This window comes from Aeromonas sp. QDB20, assembly GCF_027707805.1.
Taxonomy (GTDB): domain Bacteria; phylum Pseudomonadota; class Gammaproteobacteria; order Enterobacterales; family Aeromonadaceae; genus Aeromonas; species Aeromonas dhakensis.
The window spans coordinates 117,345-136,695 of sequence record NZ_JAPCJC010000002.1 but is presented as its reverse complement, the minus strand read 5'-3'; the positions used below and the strand labels follow the sequence as shown (position 1 = coordinate 136,695).

Annotated in this window: 19 protein-coding genes, 1 tRNA gene, 1 other RNA gene and 1 riboswitch; of the genes, 3 read left to right on the top strand and 18 right to left on the bottom strand. The window is 56.9% G+C overall.

Annotated features, from left to right (window positions below):
- Positions 1-8: 8 nt before the first annotated feature.
- The 10 genes from tssB to PG897_RS02480 form a co-directional block, all read right to left on the bottom strand.
- The gene (tssB, locus tag PG897_RS02525) at positions 9-512 is read right to left on the bottom strand and encodes a type VI secretion system contractile sheath small subunit (protein ID WP_017764287.1); all 504 of its coding nucleotides are present in this window, start codon (positions 510-512) and stop codon (positions 9-11) included.
- A 657-nt stretch (positions 513-1,169) separates the two neighbouring features.
- On the bottom strand, positions 1,170-2,546 hold the full coding sequence (locus PG897_RS02520) for a tetratricopeptide repeat protein (RefSeq protein WP_201885047.1): 1,377 nt from the start codon (positions 2,544-2,546) through the stop codon (positions 1,170-1,172).
- A gap of 136 nt (positions 2,547-2,682) precedes the next feature.
- The gene (locus PG897_RS02515; protein WP_117404255.1) at positions 2,683-3,228 is read right to left on the bottom strand and encodes a DUF6630 family protein; all 546 of its coding nucleotides are present in this window, start codon (positions 3,226-3,228) and stop codon (positions 2,683-2,685) included.
- Between the two features lie 123 nt (positions 3,229-3,351).
- Positions 3,352-4,341: a PoNi-like cognate immunity protein gene (locus tag PG897_RS02510; RefSeq protein WP_117404253.1), complete on the bottom strand. Its 990-nt coding sequence runs from the start codon at positions 4,339-4,341 to the stop codon at positions 3,352-3,354.
- Positions 4,342-4,350: 9 nt separating this feature from the next.
- Positions 4,351-5,670, bottom strand: coding sequence for a type VI secretion system polymorphic nuclease effector (locus PG897_RS02505; protein ID WP_201885048.1), 1,320 nt, complete (start codon positions 5,668-5,670; stop codon positions 4,351-4,353).
- Position 5,671: 1 nt separating this feature from the next.
- Entirely contained in the window at positions 5,672-7,903 is a 2,232-nt protein-coding gene (gene vgrG, locus PG897_RS02500; RefSeq protein ID WP_201885049.1) for a type VI secretion system effector VgrG, read from the bottom strand.
- A 263-nt stretch (positions 7,904-8,166) separates the two neighbouring features.
- Complete coding sequence (gene hcp1 / locus PG897_RS02495; protein WP_010634242.1) at positions 8,167-8,685, bottom strand: type VI secretion system effector Hcp1; 519 nt, start codon at positions 8,683-8,685, stop codon at positions 8,167-8,169.
- Positions 8,686-9,266: 581 nt separating this feature from the next.
- Positions 9,267-9,395, bottom strand: a non-coding RNA gene (locus PG897_RS02490) — RtT sRNA.
- A 55-nt stretch (positions 9,396-9,450) separates the two neighbouring features.
- Positions 9,451-9,538: transfer RNA gene (locus PG897_RS02485), tRNA-Ser, on the bottom strand.
- Positions 9,539-9,773: 235 nt separating this feature from the next.
- On the bottom strand, positions 9,774-10,229 hold the full coding sequence (locus PG897_RS02480; protein ID WP_005299960.1) for a YbjN domain-containing protein: 456 nt from the start codon (positions 10,227-10,229) through the stop codon (positions 9,774-9,776).
- Positions 10,230-10,387: 158 nt separating this feature from the next.
- On the opposite strand from PG897_RS02480, the gene PG897_RS02475 reads away from it, so the two are divergent.
- Positions 10,388-11,725, top strand: a complete 1,338-nt coding sequence (locus PG897_RS02475) for a flavohemoglobin expression-modulating QEGLA motif protein (RefSeq protein ID WP_024942537.1) — start codon at positions 10,388-10,390, stop codon at positions 11,723-11,725.
- Positions 11,726-11,793: 68 nt separating this feature from the next.
- Here the strand turns inward: PG897_RS02475 and PG897_RS02470 are convergent, their stop codons facing one another.
- Complete coding sequence (locus PG897_RS02470; protein ID WP_005299956.1) at positions 11,794-12,375, bottom strand: thymidine kinase; 582 nt, start codon at positions 12,373-12,375, stop codon at positions 11,794-11,796.
- 86 nt (positions 12,376-12,461) lie between these two features.
- A complete protein-coding gene (locus PG897_RS02465) occupies positions 12,462-14,042 on the bottom strand; it encodes a Na+/H+ antiporter NhaC family protein (RefSeq protein WP_024942538.1) in 1,581 nt (526 codons plus the stop codon).
- Positions 14,043-14,128: 86 nt separating this feature from the next.
- Positions 14,129-14,300, bottom strand: a riboswitch (Lysine riboswitch).
- A gap of 320 nt (positions 14,301-14,620) precedes the next feature.
- Here PG897_RS02465 and PG897_RS02460 point away from each other — a divergent pair.
- Positions 14,621-15,025, top strand: coding sequence for an H-NS family histone-like protein (locus tag PG897_RS02460; RefSeq protein ID WP_005299952.1), 405 nt, complete (start codon positions 14,621-14,623; stop codon positions 15,023-15,025).
- Between the two features lie 65 nt (positions 15,026-15,090).
- Here PG897_RS02460 and PG897_RS02455 read toward each other — a convergent pair whose 3' ends face one another.
- From PG897_RS02455 to PG897_RS02435, 5 genes are all read right to left on the bottom strand, one after another.
- Entirely contained in the window at positions 15,091-15,654 is a 564-nt protein-coding gene (locus PG897_RS02455) for a cob(I)yrinic acid a,c-diamide adenosyltransferase (RefSeq protein ID WP_017780004.1), read from the bottom strand.
- Complete coding sequence (locus tag PG897_RS02450) at positions 15,651-15,881, bottom strand: DUF3820 family protein (protein WP_005299948.1); 231 nt, start codon at positions 15,879-15,881, stop codon at positions 15,651-15,653. The genes PG897_RS02455 and PG897_RS02450 overlap by 4 nt, the downstream gene beginning before the upstream one ends.
- Position 15,882: 1 nt before the next feature.
- A complete protein-coding gene (gene queE, locus PG897_RS02445) occupies positions 15,883-16,554 on the bottom strand; it encodes a 7-carboxy-7-deazaguanine synthase QueE (protein WP_024942539.1) in 672 nt (223 codons plus the stop codon).
- Between the two features lie 61 nt (positions 16,555-16,615).
- Positions 16,616-17,323: a 7-cyano-7-deazaguanine synthase QueC gene (gene queC, locus PG897_RS02440; protein ID WP_024942540.1), complete on the bottom strand. Its 708-nt coding sequence runs from the start codon at positions 17,321-17,323 to the stop codon at positions 16,616-16,618.
- Between the two features lie 22 nt (positions 17,324-17,345).
- Positions 17,346-18,032: a tRNA-uridine aminocarboxypropyltransferase gene (locus PG897_RS02435; protein ID WP_024942541.1), complete on the bottom strand. Its 687-nt coding sequence runs from the start codon at positions 18,030-18,032 to the stop codon at positions 17,346-17,348.
- Here PG897_RS02435 and rrtA point away from each other — a divergent pair.
- Positions 17,962-18,540: a rhombosortase gene (gene rrtA / locus PG897_RS02430; protein ID WP_172442662.1), complete on the top strand. Its 579-nt coding sequence runs from the start codon at positions 17,962-17,964 to the stop codon at positions 18,538-18,540. The two genes, PG897_RS02435 and rrtA, sit on opposite strands and share 71 nt — an antisense overlap.
- 48 nt (positions 18,541-18,588) lie before the next feature.
- Here the strand turns inward: rrtA and pyrF are convergent, their stop codons facing one another.
- Complete coding sequence (gene pyrF, locus PG897_RS02425) at positions 18,589-19,290, bottom strand: orotidine-5'-phosphate decarboxylase (protein ID WP_017785432.1); 702 nt, start codon at positions 19,288-19,290, stop codon at positions 18,589-18,591.
- Between the last annotated feature and the right edge of the window lie 61 nt (positions 19,291-19,351).

Here is a 19,351-nt window from a genome sequence, read left to right as displayed (position 1 = left end):
CCCGGCGATCACTCGGCAGGTTTAATCAAATCCAGCTCTTTGAGCAGTTGCTCACGCGCTTCATCACTGGACAACAGCTCCTGCAAACGATTGCGGAAGGCGGGGATATTGCCGAGCGGCCCCTTCAAGGCAACCAGGGCCTCACGCAGCTCCAGCAGCTTGCGCAGCTCGGGCACCTGCTGGGCCACGCTGTCAGGGGTGAAGTCTTCCAGAGACTGGATCTTGATCGAAACCGGCAACTCGTCCTGGCTGTTTTCCTCCAGGCGATTGGGAACGGAAAAATTCAGTTCCAGTGCAGATTCTTTCATGACGGAAGAGAAATTATTCTTGTCGATGGAGACGGTCTGACGCTCCTCGATGGGGGTGTCTTCGGTGCGCCCCTTCATGTTGCCGACCACCATCATGGTCAAGGGAAGTTCTACTTCTCCCTGTTGACCTCCGGTCGACGGTACATATTTGATATTAATACGTTCCTTGGGTGCAACAGTGGCCCCATCAATATTTTTTCCCATGCTCTAAATACCAAGTTGTGGGTCTATCCAGACCCAAAAGCTTATAGCCGGTGGTTTAGCCAACAACTGTCAAAAATGACAGTTGACGCTATTGCCGGTTGGCAAGAGACCAATCCACTGGCCAACAGATATGCGTTCGACCAAAAAGAGCAACAGCTCTAATTATCAAAAGCACAATACCCACTTGTTTATTCATAACAACCCGAAGTGCCTCTACTCTATCGTTAGAGGTCATATTGGCTTAAATGCCATTTATAATTAATGGTATATTTATAGATGAGCTACCGTCAATGAAATATCCGTGAAAAAGAAATTACAAAAACAAAAAACCAACAAAAACAATAGGTTAATTGTAATCACTTAAATCTTGAAAGGTGAGGATTGATATATTAACAAAAAACAAACTTATAACTTTCAACTGTTATCATACCCCATCACGCCAAACTCCAGCTGTTATGCGTCAATTATTGACTGATTGAGTCAAGATAGTAATGCGCCAGGTTATGACGCAAGAAAGAAGAAAAGAATTATTCATACATGAAAACATGATAAAGGTTGTTTTCATCTACGCAACTAACAGATGAATAAGTTAATAAGAGTTCTGTTGTATCAACCTCACATGAAAAACGCTAACCCTCTAAAAAATAATACATTTGATCAGCCAGGCTGATGATAATTCTGACTAGATTGCTGCAAGAACCAATGCTGCGCCAATTTCTGTCCGACACTTTTCTCTTTTTCCGTCATGCCTTTCTCCAGCTCATCACGCGCTTTGGCTGACTCTTGATTACCCTCGGTTGCCGCCAACAGATACCATGCATAAGAATGCACTCTATTGCGTGGAGCTCCCAACCCCTGTTCACGCATGATCCCCATGCGATATTGGGCCAATCGGTGTCGGGCATTGGCCGCCAGCCGATACTGTTTGAGTGCTTGCGGGTAGTCTTCCTTGCCACCCAACCCGAGCCGCAGCATCTCGCCATAGGCGTAACGCGCATTGACATTGCCCTGTGCTGCCGCCAGTGCAAAATAGTGGCGAGCGGTCACCAGGTCCCCTTGCTCTTGCTGCCATTGAGCCAATGCAAACTGAGCCTGACTGAATCCCCCTTCTGCGGCACGCGTCAACCAATACTCTCGTTCTGCGGCACCACTCTGCTGCAAGCTCAATTGATATTCGGCCTCATGGGAGCCACTTCCTGCCGCCAGCTCCAGCCAATAGCGGCCAAGTGCAAGATCCTGGTGAACCTGTTTGCCGACCAGATAGGCCTGCCCCAGCCACAACTGGGCCGGTGCAGAGCCCGCATTGGCGGCTCGCAGATAAAGGCTGAATGCCTCTTCAGAAGGCGCCTTGCGGGCCAGCACCAACAAGGCATCCGGCTGTTGCTGCGCGGCTGCTTTCTCATACCAGTGCAAAGCAAGATCGGAGCGCTTGCTCACCCCTTTCCCTTGCTCATAGCGAGCACCAAGCTGATATTGAGCATCGCGATTACCCTGCTCCGCGGCCTTCTCCAGCCACTTGACGGCATCTTCATCGGCCCCAGCCTGACCTGCATACCACTGCCCCAGAACCAACTGGGCATTCGCATGATCGCGCTTGGCTGCCTGCTCGAACCAGTCGAGGCACTCACTGACCAGCTTGTCCTTGTGCCGTTGCCGGCAATCCTGACCCAACTGATAGCTGGCTTCGGCATTGCCCAACTTGGCTGATTTTTGCCACCATTGCGTGGCCAGCATAGGGTTCTTTGGTTCCCCCAACCCTGCCTGATACCAACTCCCTACTTGCAGGGCTGCCTTTCCCCGCAGTCCGGCATCAGCCGCCAACGGACCGACTTGATCGGCGGCCTGCTTCATCCAGCGCATCGCCTGCGGGTAATCGGGCTTGGCCACCAAACGATTGGCCAATTCATATTGGGCCTTGCCCTGCCCTTGTTGTGCGGCTTGCAAGAGTTCGGATTCCGTCTGTGACGTCGTGGTTGTACAAGCGGCCAGCCAATGGCTCGCCAGCACCAAGCATAATGTGCGGTATGTCATCATTGATATCTGCGACTAATTAAGATGGGAGGGAGAACTGCATACATGACATTTTCTAACTACTTTCTGTATTTACTATTTCACGTTGGCTCTGTTTCAATAAATACCGGTATAGGGCTTTTTCGGTTGATACAAGGCGCTATTGTTCGTTCACATGGTCCAGCTTGACCAGATGCAGACCCAGCTTGCGCCCCTCGTTTAACAGTTTATCGAGAACATCCGTTCGACAAATAAACCCTGTATATTGATCTGCATCTATATCCCAAAGCACGACTTCATATTCTCGCGCTTGCAGCCATAAGTCATAAAGCACCAACAGGCGCCAAACCGATGTATCCTCACCCGGTTCGGCGCAAATGAAGTGCTCCTTCAAGCCATGAATATCCGCCAATGCGTTGCCCTGCAACTCAACTTCCTCGACGTCTCGCCAGTCAATATTGAGACACACCCAATGCTCATCAGAGTTGAATTCAACAAGTGCTGACACAATGCCACCCTGTAGCTCATCGGTATGGGTATTCATCAGCGCGTTCAATCTGCCGACTCTGATCTCTTCAGGCAGAGGAGATAGTAAAATTGATAGGAGCCATTTCTTTCTTCGTCTTTCGACATAGACCATGGGAATCAACAGGGGTGACAAGATAATGACGGATAGGAGCAGAAATAGTTTTTTTATCGCCTTCACCTTTCTTTCCCGATTTTTTCATACAGAGCCAAAGGGGCCAAGCAATACCACGGCAGCACCAAAACGATGTTCGGTTCGCGATGTATCGATCACGCAGACAATGCATGATCGATACACTGCGGACTACTCCTGTACCCAGAACAACATGTCATCCTTGTTGACATGGGTTTGGGAAGGTAAGCTCTGCCCTTTGCGAAGCTGCCACTGCTCATCGGTCAGGTTGCAGCGCCAGTTGCCATCCTGCTCCACCACGGAACCCGGCATGGCAATAGGATGTTGGGCTACTCGCAATGCCTGCCATTTCTCTGCAATACCATTGGCTCTGGCATAATCGACCAGATCCTTGGGGTAATAGCGCATGTCTCGATAGCTGCTGTCATCCAGCTCATAAAGCAGGGTGACCAGCGCCGCTTCAAAAGCCCAATAGCCAAAGTAGATGGCATGCTTTGCCTTGTGCCTGTCGTGCCAATAGCACTCTTTACACCCCTTGTACCATCCTTTGAGATATTGCTTGATGCTCGCCTGACGCTCAACCTTGGTGGGATTCACACCATCTCCCTTGATGGCATCAAATAGCGGGCGGTACACCTCTGGAATATAGGATTCTGGACCTCGAGGGAAGCCAGGATAACCCAGGCGGGCCAACAGTACGCTCCACAACGGGTCGTCGTCCCCTTCCGGATTCTTACTGATATAACGCACCAACTCGGGCAATATCTCATCCTGGCCATAGAGGATGCTTAATGAGAGCATCCAGAGCAGATATTGATAAGCATCTTGCTCCCAGTAATAAAACTGTTCATCTGGAAACTCTTTTTTATGGCGTAAAAACTCTTTAGTGACGATGCCTAGCTGAGCAATAACCTCTTCATGAGAGACTCCGCCAGAATAAAGCAAGATCAGATGTTCAAGATTATCCATAAACATGCCCGCACTGGCACCAGAGCGAGTAGGCAATCCTGCTGGGTCACTCCAGCGTTCATGGTGAGGATCATTTATCCAACTCCACCACTCCTGGTCAAAATAGAGCGATTCTTTGTAGTCTTCTAGCTGAACCAAGAAGAAATCCTCAGATAATAGTGGATCTCGACGCTGCTCAATAAACGAACTCATTCTCTACTCCTACTTGACCGGGATAGTACCGATAGCATCGGCATTCTTATTCAACTTGGTGATCTGAATCACCTCACCAGACTCATCGACGATCATCAACCAAGATTCATATTTTTGTTTTCTGATATCCGCCAATAGCTTTTTATCTGCTATTTCATCCGGTAATCGCCTTTCTATCCACAAATTGCTCATCTGCTTGCCCGACCCCTTGGTCATCGACAACAACTGGGTGCTCTTGGTGCCATCCCCATCGATATACTCCCCCCCTGCCGTCCGAAACTTGGTCTCGGTCACCACGTAGGGAGGCGGAGGATTGGTGTTCTTGTAGATACCATCGATGCCCCGCCCTCTGGGCTTGTCATTCAGGCTACGTACCCGGCGATGTTCTGGCAACAGGTTCTCGAACTTGTGATTTGCCATCCAATTGTCGCTGATGATCTCGCCATAAATCCCTTTCTTCGAGCGGCTCAGGATCTTGAGCTCCACTTTGACCACATCATCCGGCAGCGGGTGGATAACGGTACCACCGGGCATGGCCTTGTAACCAGGGGCATGCTTGACCGCCTCTTTCTCCAACCCAGCGGCTATCTCATCGAGGGACTTGAGCACGGGCCCCATGGCGACAGGCAGCATCTGACCCGCCTGTGACTGCATCTGCAACACCAGACGCTGGGATTGCTCAAGCCAGATCCTGACTGAAGCAGGAGCCAATCCCTTTATCTTGCCGATCAAGCTGGTCAGCGACTTGACGGCATCGTTCAGATAACCCAGCAACACACTGACCGCAATCTGTCCCCTCAACCCACGGATCTGACCGGCAAATTCTTTTAGCACTTTGTCGAGGCGCGAGATACCCAGCACTTTCTTGACCTTGGGATCACTGAGAAACGTCAGCACGGGCGCCATTGCAGGTCTGATCGCCTTGGTGGCATCCCCACCCGCCTTGCGGACAAACAGGAAGATGATTTTCAACACCCCCTTGAGGGCTGAACCCAGCGACGGGATCAGCCCTATCAGGGTAAAGCTTAAGAAAACCCACTTATCCGGCTGCTTGGGATCACGGGAAATATCCCGGGCATTGGCAATCAGATCGCGACAATCCAGCACCTGGTCAACTACGGGAATTAGACCCAGCACCGCATTGGCGGCGATCTGTCCTGCGCTTTGATTGGGGTTGAAATCCCCCTGCAGGGCCTCCCAGATCCACTGCAGGCTGGAGGCAATCCCTTTTTTGACGGCCTCAGCACTTTGTTTGACATAGGCAGCCCCACCGGAAACAGCCTGATCCAGGTGGTCATAGAGCTGCTCAAACAGATCGTTACCGAACATATCAGCCCTCGTCGCTCAGACTGTCGAGATGGCCGGTGAGGGCCGAGATGGATTCACGGGGCAGATCGACAAAATTGTCCTGCAGGTCATAGGTCACTGAAGCGGTGCCAGCAGGCACATCCTCGAGCAGCGCCATGCCATCACCATCCAGCGTGCCTTCCCGCACCGACCCATCGCTCAATACGGCCTTGTAGGGAGTGCCCGCCAGCGGCATCAGCTCGGAGTCGAGGTGATAGAACTTCATCCAGCGCGTGTGAGGGCTATCCAACATACCCTCAATACTCTTGGGTACCTTGCCAGCCCAACCGGATCCAGAGCCTGCATTGCCACCCGAGTTCATCTTGATGGTGGGCCCCACCAGGGTCACACCACCGCCATCGACCTTGATAAAGCAGCCGCCGACCTTGACGGTAATTTCAGAGCCGGCTTCCAGCACCACCTTGGCACCGGCCTTGACGTGCACCTCTTGCCCCGCCTGGGTTAGCCAGCTATCACCCAGTTTTTGGTGCATGGAGGCATCCACCGTCAGCGAATAGTCAGCCTTGATATGATCCCGCTTCTCTCCTTCAACGGTCAGATGATCGTTGCCAAGACTGGGCGGAGCCCCCTGCTCACCCGGCACCTTTCTGATACGAGTCACCCGCTCGTTGTCGATATCGGTGTGCTGGTCGTGCTTGATATGCCAGGCCGCGTCGTTCTCGATAAGCACGTTCAGATCTTTCTGACCGTGGATGTAAATCTCTTCCTGTCCGGCCTGGTCTTCAAAACGCAGCTCGTTAAAGCCCTCACCCTGGTGGGTCTCGGTGCGCAGCACGGTGCGGGTCTTGTTGGCAGGCAGCTCGTAGGGCGGGCGGTTGGTGGCGTGATAGGTGCGACCCGTCACGATGGGCTGGTCCGGGTCCCCCTCCAGGAATGAGACGATGACCTCGTGGCCGATGCGCGGGATGGCCATCATGCCGTACTGGCCGCCGGCCCAGCCCTGGCTCACCCGCACCCAGCAGGAGCTCTGGTCGTTGGAACTGCCGTAGCGGTCCCACGGGAATTGCAGTTTCACCCGGCCATGCTCGTCGCAGTAAATCTCCTCCCCATCGGGCCCCACCACCATGGCGATTTGCGGGCCATCCACAATGGGTTTGTGGGGGGCCTCCGGGCTGCCGATACGCGCCCGCCAAGTGGTGCTGGCTTTCACCACCCCGAATTCGTTGTGGTAGACAGTCGGGCCGCTGCCCCCCTCCTCTTCCAGCGCCTGCGGCTGCAAGCCGGTATGCTGGATACGCACGATTTGCCAGTCGGTGTTGAGGCTGCCGTTGGGGTGTTCGGTCAGCGAGAAGCTCTGCCCCGGCTGCAAGGCCGCGCAGTTGGACTTAGCCTGGCCCGCCACCGCATCGTTGCGCAGCGCATCCAAGCGGTGCTGGGCAAAGGCCTTGCCGCTGCCATCCTGCTTGTAGCGACCCGGGTAGTCGAAGTGCTGATAGGTATCGCGCTGGTGAGTCAGCTCAGCCCCCACTTTCTTGTGGGAGAGGCCATAAGCCGGGGTCTTGAAGCTGTAATCTTTGAGCTCCACATCCGAGGGGCGTACCGCCTCCCGGTAGTGGAACTGCCGCACATAGGGGCCCTGCTCGAGGGAACGGTTGCCGAGGTTGAAGAAGAGCTCGGGACCAGCGGTCAGGGCGGCTGCGTCATCGGCAAACACGATGCGGTGTTTGCCCGCTTCAAACTCGTGGAAGTAGAACATCCCCTCTTCAGCGGCGAGGCGGTTCACGAAATCGAGGTCGCTCTCCCGGTACTGGACACAGTATTCCCGCTTGGCGTGCTCGTTCTTGAGCGCAAAGGCGTAATCGGTGATGCCGTGTTCTTGCAAGAGGATACTGAGAATTTCATCGGGTTTCTGTGCCTGAAAGATGCGGGAGTTCTGGCGAAGCGACAGACGCCACAGCGCCGGCTGTACCATGAGCTGATAGCGGGTACGGCGAAAACCGCTGTCTCCTTGCGCAAAGTCACTGACCACCCCGCATACCCGGCGCTGCAGCTCGCCGTTGTACCACACCAGCAGCTCGCATGGCTGGTCCAGCACGGCGCCAAAGTCGATGTCGGGCTGGGCGCTTGCCAGCTCCAGGCGCAGGTTGAACGGCCGGTTGAGCGCTTCATCAAGCGCAAACTCGGCCACCACGAAGGTGTTTTCGGGCAGAGCCCCCACCTTGACGGTAAATTGTAATCCTGTGCTGTCTGCCATCGTTGCTCGCCCCTGAGATATCGTGCAGCCCCATCAGGCGGGGCACTTCAAGCCGTGTGAGAGATCCGCCTTCGCCCCGGTTTTTCTGACACCATGGCTACCGCACGCCCTTGACGGCGTGCGGCAAGACGTAAACTCGGATTTTTTCTTGTGCCCCCTCACCTCAGGCAAACGGGCAAAAGAAAAAACGCGTGTATTGAAACGGAGCGGGAAATGCCAGAAACGGCAAAAGGGCACCGCAAGCAGTGCCCTTTGACTGAGAATTACGCTTCGATCGGCGCGCGCCAGTCGTCCGCACCGGAGGTACCGGCAACGGTGTGCTCCCAATCGATCTTGCGATAGGCCATGGAGACCTGGATCAGCTGGGTGAAGTCAGACTTCGCCGGATCCTGGCAGTGTGGCATCTGGCAGTCGATGTCGACGATGGTGGCGTCGGTCAGCACGGTAGAGAAGAAGTGCTCCTGCTTGCCCTCGACGGAGGTGCGGTACCACTTCAGGGTCACTTTCGGCAGCATCTCGCCGGAAGCCAGCGCGTTGTACATCAGCGGCACGGCCTTGTTCAGCGCAACGGTGAATTTGAACGGCTTGTGGACACGCTGACCAGCAGGCTGACCGGATTGCGGATCGGTCGGTACGGTGACGACGTGCTGGAACTCTTGTACCAGCATCTCGTCTTCGTGGCCCTGCACGAAGATGTTGCCGACGGAATCGGAAGTGAAGGCACCGGCGGTGATGTTGCCCTGAGTTTTACCTTCGATGCTGATGTAACATGGAGTTGGCATGGAATTGCTCCTGATTGGTTGAACGGTAATGACACTCGACCGAATCCGTTAGCAGTGACCATGCCAGTTCATTTTATTGTTTTAAAACAATAGGTTGAATCAATTACCAATCAAGCCATCATCGCAATAACGCAACAAGTTGCGCATTCAATATATTCATCCAGACAAAGTTGCACATACAGAATAAGAAACTAAAAATCCCGCAATGCATTGCGCAAGTCAGAACTTATTTCAACCTGATGATCCGCACGGGGGTGATGGCAACTGAGCTGTACGTTGACAATAGGAAACATCGGGGGCCGGCTGCCCGTCGATACAACCTGGTTATGGATGATGGAGAAACTGTGAAGACAGCGGGAGGCGACAAGCTATCACGCAAAACAAAAAACCGACCATCGGATCGGTTTTAACATCTGAGGATGGGTCGGGATTGACTCGCGCCATCCCTGACGCTCGCCCTGCGGGCGGCCTCTGGCCGTCCAGGCGGGCTATCCTGCCCACCTGTCGAACCAGGGCCCGAACCGAGCCGCCCGTCACCGGATAAAACAAAAGGCCCCGTCTTGCGACGGGGCCTTTTGTTTTATTTGGCCGTGAGGGATGATTCGCCACTGCATGGCTCACCCCTTCCGGGCGGCCTGCGGCCGTTCATCGCAGCAAGCTGCTCTGCTCGAACCCGACGAGGGTTCTCACCCTCCCTCTTCGACATGAGCTGATAATTCTTCCCCAAAGCAAAAAAACCGACCATCAGGTCGGTTCTTTAAAATTTGGCGGTGAGGGAGGGATTCGAACCCTCGATACGTTGCCGTATACACACTTTCCAGGCGTGCTCCTTCAGCCACTCGGACACCTCACCAAATTTTTACTTCTTGAAGTGGCTTTCGGAGCACGCTGCGCGTGCATCTTGCCGACTTCGTCGGTGGGCAGCCTCTCGGTCACCTCACCAAATTTTGGTCTGTTGTTTAACGTGCTCAGCCAGCACGATGTTCGCTGCGCTGTTGCGCTGGAACGGGGCGTAATTTAGGGGAAAGCCCCGCCGGCGTCAACGGCTTTTTGCATCAGACGAACCGTTCGCACATTTAACGCACAAATCAGTGCACAGACTCCGGCGCAACCTGGATTTCCGGCAGATTCAGGAAGCCCAACCGCTCGCATTCGGAGACAACTTCATGGGTCGCGGCTATGGTGCTTTCCACAAACAGCAGGAACTGCTCGACGCTGAGCCCCGCCTTGGTAAAGACGGTATGCCCCACCACCAGCCGCGGCAGGTTGTCATCGATGATGTCGAGGAACACTTTGAGCGACGGGTACTGCATGTTGAGGCGACCCAGCTCGGCCACCAGCGGCAGCAAGGCGGAGGGACGCACCTCCAGCTCGGATGAAAACAGCACCCCTTCCTCTTCAACGAAGATCCGGCTCTCCTGGATGCCCTCGACGGACTGCAGGGAGACGATGTGGATACCATGGCACTGATCACAGACATAGTGCTCGATACGAGCCTGCTGCAACCAACGCATTATCATTTCGGAGCTGGGGATATTCATCATTTCCACGACACAATTGGGATCAAGGGGCGCAGTCTAAACCAATTTTCCGGCAACCAAAAGCGCACTGGCCGGATAAGCACGGCCCTCGCTTCTTTTTGGCAAGCAGCCTGCATATACTCAGCCCATTCCAGCGCCACACTCGCCCCACAGGGGGCTAAATGACCATCCAAGAAAAGTACCGTCTGCATCTGAAATCCCTCTCGGATGAACTCTTGATCCTGCAAAAGCCCATCCGCATTCTGGATGCCATCAAGTGGCCCCGTCACCTGCAGGCCGACTTTCTGGCCAGCGGAGGGCGCACGCTGCCGGCCGTCGACAAGGCCTTCTATGATGGCCTTCCCCTCGGCTTCGATCCCCGCAACAAGTACCTGGAGCTCAAGGAGCTGCGGGACAGGATCCGGCGCCGGCTCGGTCCCCAGGATGAGCTTGGCCGCATCCTGCAGGAGACGGTGGATCAATACATGGTGGTCATCGAGATGCTGCGCCAGCGCGGGCAACCGGACTTTCTGCGCTACAGCCGGCTGCTCTACGGCTCGGCCGGCGATCACCTGCGCGGCGATCGCAAGACCCTCAAGGAGCTGGGGGCCAGGCTGTGCGACATCTTCTCCCTGCCCGGCGCCCGCCACCTGGTGCGCCCCTACCCCAAGGAGTTCGAGGGGGAAGCGGCGGTGGCCAGGTTGCAGAGCAAGCTGTCGAACTACTTCAGTGACGGCACAGTGCAGGTCAAGCTGAGCGATGGCATCGTCTCAGATGCCGCGGCCGGCGGCGATTACATCAAGCTCAACTCCCACGCCCGCTTCTCCGAGCTGGATCTGCAGGTGCTGGAGGTCCACGAGGGCTGGGTACACGTGGGCACCACCCTCAACGGGCGCCAGCAACCCTATGCCACCTGGCTCAGTGCCGGCTCGCCGCGCATCACCGCCTGCCAGGAGGGGCTGGCGGTACTGATAGAGACACTCACCTTCAGCTCCTTTCCGGACAGGGCCAAGCGCATCTCGGATCGGGTGATGGCCATCGACATGGCGGAGCGCGGCGCCGACTTCATCGAGGTGTTCCGCCATTTCGTCGATCAGGGTGCCAGCGAGCACGATGCCTACAAGATCACCCAGCGGGTCTTTCGCGGCGGCATGGTCGAGGGAGGCGCCTGCTTCACCAAGGATCTCTCCTATGTGAAAGGTTATGTGGAGACGGTCAACTTCATCCGCAGCGCCGTGCTGGAGGGAGTCCCCGAGATCCTGCCCATGCTGTTTGTCGGCAAGGTGACCCTGGACGACATCCCGGTGCTCTATCAACACTACCTGGAGGGGCTCATCAGTGCACCCCGTTATCTGCCCCCCATGTTTCGCGATCTCACCGGCCTCTACGTCTGGTTCGGCTTCGCCTCCGGCATGTCGCTGGTGGATATTGGCCGGGTGCAGCAGCACTTTCGCCAGCTGTTCCACCGCCTGCCGGTGGCCGATCCCATCATTGCCCCGGTCGATATCGAGATAGATTGACCCCTTAGAAACAAGCAAGGCGCCAGATTGGCGCCTTGCTTGTTCATGTTATCCCCATCAGCCGCGGGTTATTTGAAAGCCCGCCCTTCCAGGTAGTGCTTGCGGCACAGGGAGACATAGCGATCGTTGCCGCCGATCTCCACCTGCTCGCCATCTCGCATCACCTGGCCTGCTTCATTGACCCGGGAGTTCATGTGCGCCTTGTTGCCGCACCAGCAGATGCTTTTCAGCTCCTCGAATTTGTCGGCCAGGCAGAGCAGGTGATAGGAGCCGGGAAACAGCTCGCCGCGAAAATCGGTCTTGAGGCCGTAGGCGATCACCGGAATGTCCTGCTCGTCGACGATACGGGCCAGCTGATAGACCTGCTCCCTGGTCAGGAACTGGGCCTCATCGACGATAAACACATCGATACGCTTCTCGGCATGACGGGCTTTCACCATCTCGAACAGATCACAGCGCTCTCTGAACACTTCGACTTTCAGCTCCAGCCCCACCCGGGCACTGATCACCCCGACCCCGAAGCGGTCGTCGATGGCGGGTGTCATGGCCAAGGGATGCATGCCCCGCTCCAGATAGTTGAAGTGCGCCTGAATGAGCTGGGTCGATTTGCCTGAATTCATGGTGGCAAACTTGTAGTGCAGTGAAGCCATGATACTGTTCCGAAACTGAATTTATGGGGCGCATGCTAACCAAAGCCCCCAACAAAACCAAGGGGCCTTGCGGCCCCTTGTACGTTTTAAGCAACAGCCAGGTCCGCCTGGGACCTTGCCTTGCGCAAATGGTAGCTGGAGAAGATGACGAACCAGAGGGCGCTGACGCTGAAGCCCGCCAGCACAGAGTGCATCAGTCCCATAACCAGATAACCGAGGGCGGCGCCAAAGGCGATGGCCAGGGCATAGGGCAGCTGGGTCATCACGTGATCGATGTGATGGCAACCGGCACCGGTAGCCGACAGAATACTGGTGCTGGAGATGGGCGAGCTGTGATCCCCGAACACCGACCCCGCCAGCACGGCGGCCAGCATCGGCAACATCAGGGCCGCATCGCTGGCCGCCGCCATGTCACCCGCCAGCGGCAGCATGATGCCGAAGGTGCCCCAGCTGGTGCCGGTGGCAAACGCCATGGCGCAGGAGAGCACGAACACCACGGCCGGCAGCACTTCCACCGGCAGATTGCCGTTGGCCAGGGAGGCCAGGTACTTGCCGGTCTCCACATCGCGTACCACGGCACCAATGGTCCAGGCAAACAGCAGGATGTTGATGGCCGGCAGCATGGCCATCACCCCTTGCGGCGCGGCCTTGAGCCAGTTCTTGGCACCGAGCTTCAGACGCATGGCCAGACCGATGGAGACCACCAGACTGCACAGGGCACCGTAGACCAGGGAGGAACCCACGTTGGTATTCTCGAACGAGCCAAGGACGCTGAACGGCTCGCCATTGGCGGCCAGCACGGTGGCGCCGGAGTCGATCATGAAGTAGACGGTGGCCGCGGTCAGGGTCAGGATCGGCAGCACCATATCGATCATGCCCCCGTTGCTCTCCTCCGGGCTCTCCATGTCCAGACCGATGGGGCGGCCTTTGGACTCATCCCACAGCTTGCCTTCCAGCGCCCACTGCTCGTGCTGGCGCATCGGACCGATATCGAGCTGAAACGCGATCACCACCAGCACCATGATGAGGGTGAACACCGCATAGAGGTTCATCGGGATCATCTCGACGAAGGCGGAGATGGGGCTCTGCCCGGTGATGCCGTGAGCCGTCATGATGCCGCCCACCAGGGCGATGATGTAAGCCCCCCAGGAGGAGATGGGCATCAGCACGCAGACCGGCGCCGCGGTGGAGTCCAGCAAGTAGGCCAGCTTGGCGCGGGAGATCTGGAACCGATCGGTGACCGGACGGCAGATGGCCCCTACCGACAGGCTGTGGAAGAAGTCATCGATGAAGAAGGCAAACACCATCATGCCGGTGAGCGCCTTGGCCCCCTTGCGGGTCCTGGCACGCTTGGCGGCCCACTCGGCAAACGCCCGGGTCGCACCGGAGACACTCATCAGGCTGATAAGGCCACCCAGCAGCAGCATGAACAGCAGCATATTGATGTTGTCACGGTTGAGCGCTCCGTCGACCCAGAAGATCTTGAGCACTGTGTTCAACATGTAATGCAGGGAATCGAGGGGGGAAAACTGGTTCAGCAGCAGGCTGCCGGTAACGATACCGACGCCAAGCGACAGCAGCACACGGCGGGTGAGGATCGCCAGTGCGACGGCCAGCAGAGGGGGAATGATTGACCAACCGGAGTCGGCGTAGTGAACGATGTCCATGATCTCTTTGCACCTAAAGACAGCAGGTGGAGATCTACCGAGAGGATAAAGAAACAAAACCCATGGGGAGGTAATACTCCTCAGCCCCTTCAGGTAGCGCTCCATAGTGGATGACTATGGCAGTCCTGCACCTATTAGATGCAGAACCAGCAGCCCGGTATGATGGCCTGGCCACTTCGGCGCTGACTCCTTTCCTTGTGCATCATCGGCATCACCCTCCGCACAAGTAGTCATAGGCAGCGCGCCTCTACTTAAAGGTATTCGAGGCACATTTTATCGTGCCGACACGTTATAGCAAGTTTTTTGATTAAATCCCCAAACAAGCAAGATCAAAAGGGCAAAGAGGTAGTCAAATGGTGCAAACATTATGATTTTGTCGCTATTTTCACCTACTTGGAACTCAGTCGAGTATGCCACTGGCCAATATTGCTGAATCGGGCCTGAATTCAATTGCATTACTTAATTCCAGGCATGAATTTATTAATTCGACTCGCTTGACTTAATCCCGAACGGCCGTATAAATTAGCCAAAATAACTATTTTTATTTAATTCACTCTTTTGCTCGCGTGGTGAACACTATGAACGAATTTTTGAAAGTACTGCTGAATATCCGTAGCCTGCGCGCCGCTTGCCGTGAGCTGACGCTGGAACAATTGGAAGAAGGCTTGGAAAAGCTCTCCGCGATTGTCGGCGAACGCCAGCAGGATGAAGCCGCCGAGCGTCAGGCTCGTGAAGAACATCAGCGCAAAATTAATGAATATGCCGAAATGCTGAAAGCCGCCGGTATTGATCCTGCTGAACTGGTTGGCACAGTCGCAGCCGAACCGGCCAAGGCGACCAAGAGCAAACGTGCCCCTCGTCCGGCCAAATATCGCTATATGGACAACGGCGTGGAAAAAACCTGGACCGGTCAGGGTCGCATGCCGTCCGTGATTGCCAAGGCGGTCGCCGAAGGTAAATCCGTCGAAGACTTTGCCATCTGATAAAACAGCATTGGCCCAATAAAAAACCTCGCCTTGCGAGGTTTTTTATTGCCTGCGGCCTGCCGTCAGCCCCGCTCTGCCGCCTTGACCCAGAGCACTTCGGGCGTCGCGGTACAGGCCAGCAGGTAGCGGGCAATGGTGAAGAACCAGTCACTCAGCCGGTTCATGTAGGGCAGAATGGCCGGGTTGAGCTGCTCGCTGCGGCCCAAAGTCAGCAGCAGACGCTCGCAGCGCCGGGTCAGGGTGCGCACCACATGGGCTTGCGCCGCCGCCCGGGAGCCGCTGGGCAGAATGAAATTGCGCAGCAGCGGTAAATTGGCGCTGTAGGCATCGATCTGTTGTTCCAGCCGCAGGGTCCACTCGTTATTCACCTGCCAGATGGCTGCCTCCTGAGCGTCACTGGAAAATGCCAGCTCCCCGCCAAGATCGAACAATTCCTGTTGCAGCAATAACAGGTCTGCCAATAATCCGGTTTCCGCTGAGGGCACCTCGGCAATAAGAAGACCTATATGAGAATTTAATTCATCGATATAGCCATAGGTTTCCACCCGCATATCGTCTTTGGCCAGTTGCACACCATCGGCCAGCCGAGTCATGCCCTTGTCGCCCTGCCTCGTATATATCCTCATACCGACATCCTGTTAATAATGGGAACAATCATGGATTCCAGCCCGTTGAGCTTGATTTCATAGGCAAGCGCCAGCGTTTGACCAAGTGATCCGGCCGGGAAACCGGTACGGGCCAGCCACACCAGATAAGGCTCCGGAATATCGATGATGCGGCGCCCCCGATATTTGCCGTACGGCATCTTGTTGGCCAGCGACAGCAAGACCCGCTCGTCGGACAACCACTCCATTTCAATCGATATCCAGATATTTGTGGGTCTGGATGGAGAGCCGCCAATTGCGGGCAATGCAGGTTGCCATGGCCAGCTGGGTCGCCCTGGGTTTCTGGCTGATGGGTTGCAGTGCAATCACCACGTCGTCGCGCAGACGAGCGGTGGCCAGCAGCGCATCCAGCTCCTCCACGTGGCGCTCGGTGGCCACCGGATGCTTGATCTCGTTGGCTCGCTCGAGGGCCGAGACCAGCACCGGCAACCCACCCTTCATATTGATCTTGGGGGATACGGTGACCCAGGTCTGCTCATGGGTCTTGATCTCGCTGGTACCACTGGTTTCAATCTGCACCTGATAGCCTGCCGCAATGAGGGTGGTAGAGAGCTCCTGGAGGTCATAGAGGCAGGGTTCGCCTCCGGTGATCACCACGTGACGCGCCTGATAGCCAAGTTGCTGGAAGCTGGCCAGGATCTGCTCCGTGCTCATCTTGCTCCAGCCATCGGATTCGTTGGAGCAGTCGAGCACCGCCTGCACGCCCACTTCACGAGCAGGATCGACCACCCAGGTATGACGGGTATCGCACCAGGGGCATCCCACCGGGCAACCCTGCAGGCGAACGAAAATGGCGGGCAGGCCGGTGAAGACCCCCTCCCCCTGGATGGTCTGGAATATCTCGTTGATTGGGTAGTGCATCTTGGTCACGGCTGGTTGCAAAAGTCGCGGATTATACCCCAAGCATGGCCGAGACGCAGGCTCAGCATCCGCTTTTCTCACCGAGCCCGGTTTTTTGGTGCAGACGCGCCATCACGCCCGCCTTGTCGGCCAGGTACTGCTGCAGGCCGCGGCTGCGCAAATCGCAGGCCGGACAGGCGCCGCAACCATCGCCGGCAATGCCGTTGTAGCAGGTGAGCGTTTGCTGGCGCACGGTATCGAGGTGGCCGTAGTGATCCGCCAGTGCCCAGGTCTCGGCCTTGTCGAGCCACATCAGCGGCGTCTCGAAACGAATGCCGCGATCCAGCCCCAGCGAGACGGCCTGATTGAGCGCCTTGACGAACTCGTCGCGGCAATCGGGGTAACCGGAGAAATCCGTCTCACACACCCCGGTGATCACCGCCTCGGCACCCACCTGATAGGCGTAGATGGCGGCCAGGGTCAAAAACAGGATGTTGCGGCCCGGCACGAAGGTATTGGGCAGGCCGTTCTCCTGCAGCTCGAAGCTCACCGGGATCTCGTCCCGGGTCAGGGCCGAGATGGCAAGCTCCCCCAGCATGGTCACGTCCATCACCTTGTGGGCGGCGATGCCGAGCCGGCTGGCCAGACGGCGCGCCGTCTCGATCTCTTCACTATGGCGCTGGCCATAATCGAAGGTGATGGCGTGCACCTCGTCATAACGGGACAAGGCCTGGACCAGGCAGGTGGTACTGTCCTGACCACCACTGAATACCACGACGGCTTTTTTCACGTATGTCACTCCTCTGGGCAGTTCAACTGCGTCGGCCCTGGGCAAAATCATGCCACTGCCGGTTCAAATGGGTAAAAAGAGTCATCAGCGGGGCGAAGCGATCCGGTGCGCCCTCCCACTGGGACAACAGATGGTAGCCCGCTTCCAGGGTCGACAGCGCCTCTGGAAACGGCTTCTTGCGAATGGAGTACTGTCCCGCGACGGCATCCAGCCCAATTCGCGGCAACTGCTGCAACTCGGGGTTGCTGTGCAGCATCCGGTAGGCCTTGCGCCAGGTGCCATCGAGCAGCAGAAAACAGACTCGGCGAGCCGGCTCGGCCGTCTCCCGTTCTCGCACCTCGGCAAGGGTGATGGCCTCCTCATCCGGCCACAGCAGATAACACTGCAGCGCGGGATCGGCCAACAAGGCCGCCAGCTCGGGGAGATCGGCCACCTGTTCACCCACATGCAGACGGGCCTGCGCCAGCGAGGCGGCCAAGAGGACGGCAGTCCCCTTGGGATGACCCACCTCCCCCGGATGCTGCAGGATGTGCAGGGGCGCATGGGGTGAAACCGGCCGAATATAATCGCACAGACAGGCTTTGAGGGCTCTGGTGCAACGTGTACAGTATCGACTCTTGTTGTCGTCGGACTGTTTCATGTTGTCAGAAAAATCAGGATTGCTCTGGGTCATCACGCTTTCACTCGCCAGTTTGCTGCTCTTTTTCACCGTGCCGAATCACCAGCTCTCCTTCGATCGCACCCTGATAGCCCAGGGTGAAGGGTGGCGCATCATAACAGGCAATCTGGCCCACACCAATCTGTGGCACCTGTTGCTCAACCTGAGCGGGCTGTGCGTGCTCTACAGCCTGTTTCGCGAATACCTGACAGGCTGTCGCCTGCCGCTGCTGCTGCTGTTGCTGGGGAGCGCCGTCGGGCTCGGCATCTGGTGGTGGTGTCCGCAGACCCAGTGGTACATGGGGCTGTCGGGAGCGTTGCACGGCCTGTTCGTGTGGGGCGCGCTGCAGGATATCCGCTATCGCCGTCACTCCGGCTGGTTGATGCTGGCAGGGGTAGCGATCAAGCTTGGGGTGGATTTCTACAGTGCGGGGGAAAGTCCGGTGTCCGCCCTCATCGGGGCCAGGGTACACATTGAATCACATCTGATTGGCTCGGGCGCCGGCCTGTTGCTCGGCCTGCTGCCGGTCACCTTGCGCCCCCACGCCGTCAAGGAGTGAGCCAGCACCGGATGCAATGCCGACCCCATCGGGCCGGCATTCTCTTTATCAGCGACCCGCCAGCTCCGCGTTGATGCCGGCCAGCATGGCGGCAGGATCGGCCGCCTGGGTGATGGGGCGGCCAATCACCAGATAGTCGGCACCCGCCTCCACCGCCGCCAGCGGCGTCATGACCCGGCGCTGATCCCCGGCAGCCGAACCGGTGGGGCGGATCCCCGGCGTCACCAGTTTGAACTCGTCACCGAGCAGCGCCTTGAGCTCGTGCGCTTCGTTGGCGGAGCAGACCACCCCGTCCAGCCCCGCGTCTTTGGTCAATTTGGCCAACCGGATCACCTGCTCGGCCGGCGTCACATCAAGACCCAGCGGCGCCATGTCGGACTGCTCCATGCTGGTCAGCACGGTCACCCCGATGAGCAGCGGCGCCTTGTCGCCATAAGGCAGCAGCGCCTCCTTGGCGGCCCGCATCATCCGCTCGCCACCGCTGGCGTGCACGTTCACCATCCAGACGCCGAGTTCGGCACTGGCGGCGACCGCTTTGGCGACTGTGTTGGGAATGTCGTGAAACTTCAGATCCAGAAAGACATCGAACCCCTTGGCAACCAGCTGACGCACGAACTGGGGGCCAAACAGGGTAAACATCTCCTTGCCTACCTTGAGACGGCACTGGGCCGGGGAGATACGTTCAATGAAGGCGAAGGCATCGGCCTCGTGCTGATAATCGAGCGCAACCAGTACTTTGGGATCTAGCATCTCACTTCCTATCGATGGTTATGCGCCGTCCGGAGCGAGTCCGGCCCGGCCTGAAAAAACC

Excerpts from the sequence above, each read along its gene's own strand:
- tssB (WP_017764287.1), bottom strand. The coding sequence starts at position 512 with ATGGGAAAAAATATTGATGGGGCCACTGTTGCACCCAAGGAACGTATT.
- PG897_RS02520 (WP_201885047.1), bottom strand. The coding sequence starts at position 2,546 with ATGATGACATACCGCACATTATGCTTGGTGCTGGCGAGCCATTGGCTG.
- PG897_RS02510 (WP_117404253.1), bottom strand. The coding sequence starts at position 4,341 with ATGAGTTCGTTTATTGAGCAGCGTCGAGATCCACTATTATCTGAGGAT.
- PG897_RS02505 (WP_201885048.1), bottom strand. The coding sequence starts at position 5,670 with ATGTTCGGTAACGATCTGTTTGAGCAGCTCTATGACCACCTGGATCAG.
- vgrG (WP_201885049.1), bottom strand. The coding sequence starts at position 7,903 with ATGGCAGACAGCACAGGATTACAATTTACCGTCAAGGTGGGGGCTCTG.
- hcp1 (WP_010634242.1), bottom strand. The coding sequence starts at position 8,685 with ATGCCAACTCCATGTTACATCAGCATCGAAGGTAAAACTCAGGGCAAC.
- PG897_RS02480 (WP_005299960.1), bottom strand. The coding sequence starts at position 10,229 with ATGATGAATATCCCCAGCTCCGAAATGATAATGCGTTGGTTGCAGCAG.
- PG897_RS02475 (WP_024942537.1), top strand. The coding sequence starts at position 10,388 with ATGACCATCCAAGAAAAGTACCGTCTGCATCTGAAATCCCTCTCGGAT.
- PG897_RS02470 (WP_005299956.1), bottom strand. The coding sequence starts at position 12,375 with ATGGCTTCACTGCACTACAAGTTTGCCACCATGAATTCAGGCAAATCG.
- PG897_RS02465 (WP_024942538.1), bottom strand. The coding sequence starts at position 14,042 with ATGGACATCGTTCACTACGCCGACTCCGGTTGGTCAATCATTCCCCCT.
- PG897_RS02460 (WP_005299952.1), top strand. The coding sequence starts at position 14,621 with ATGAACGAATTTTTGAAAGTACTGCTGAATATCCGTAGCCTGCGCGCC.
- PG897_RS02455 (WP_017780004.1), bottom strand. The coding sequence starts at position 15,654 with ATGAGGATATATACGAGGCAGGGCGACAAGGGCATGACTCGGCTGGCC.
- PG897_RS02450 (WP_005299948.1), bottom strand. The coding sequence starts at position 15,881 with ATGGAGTGGTTGTCCGACGAGCGGGTCTTGCTGTCGCTGGCCAACAAG.
- queE (WP_024942539.1), bottom strand. The coding sequence starts at position 16,554 with ATGCACTACCCAATCAACGAGATATTCCAGACCATCCAGGGGGAGGGG.
- rrtA (WP_172442662.1), top strand. The coding sequence starts at position 17,962 with ATGTTGTCAGAAAAATCAGGATTGCTCTGGGTCATCACGCTTTCACTC.
- pyrF (WP_017785432.1), bottom strand. The coding sequence starts at position 19,290 with ATGCTAGATCCCAAAGTACTGGTTGCGCTCGATTATCAGCACGAGGCC.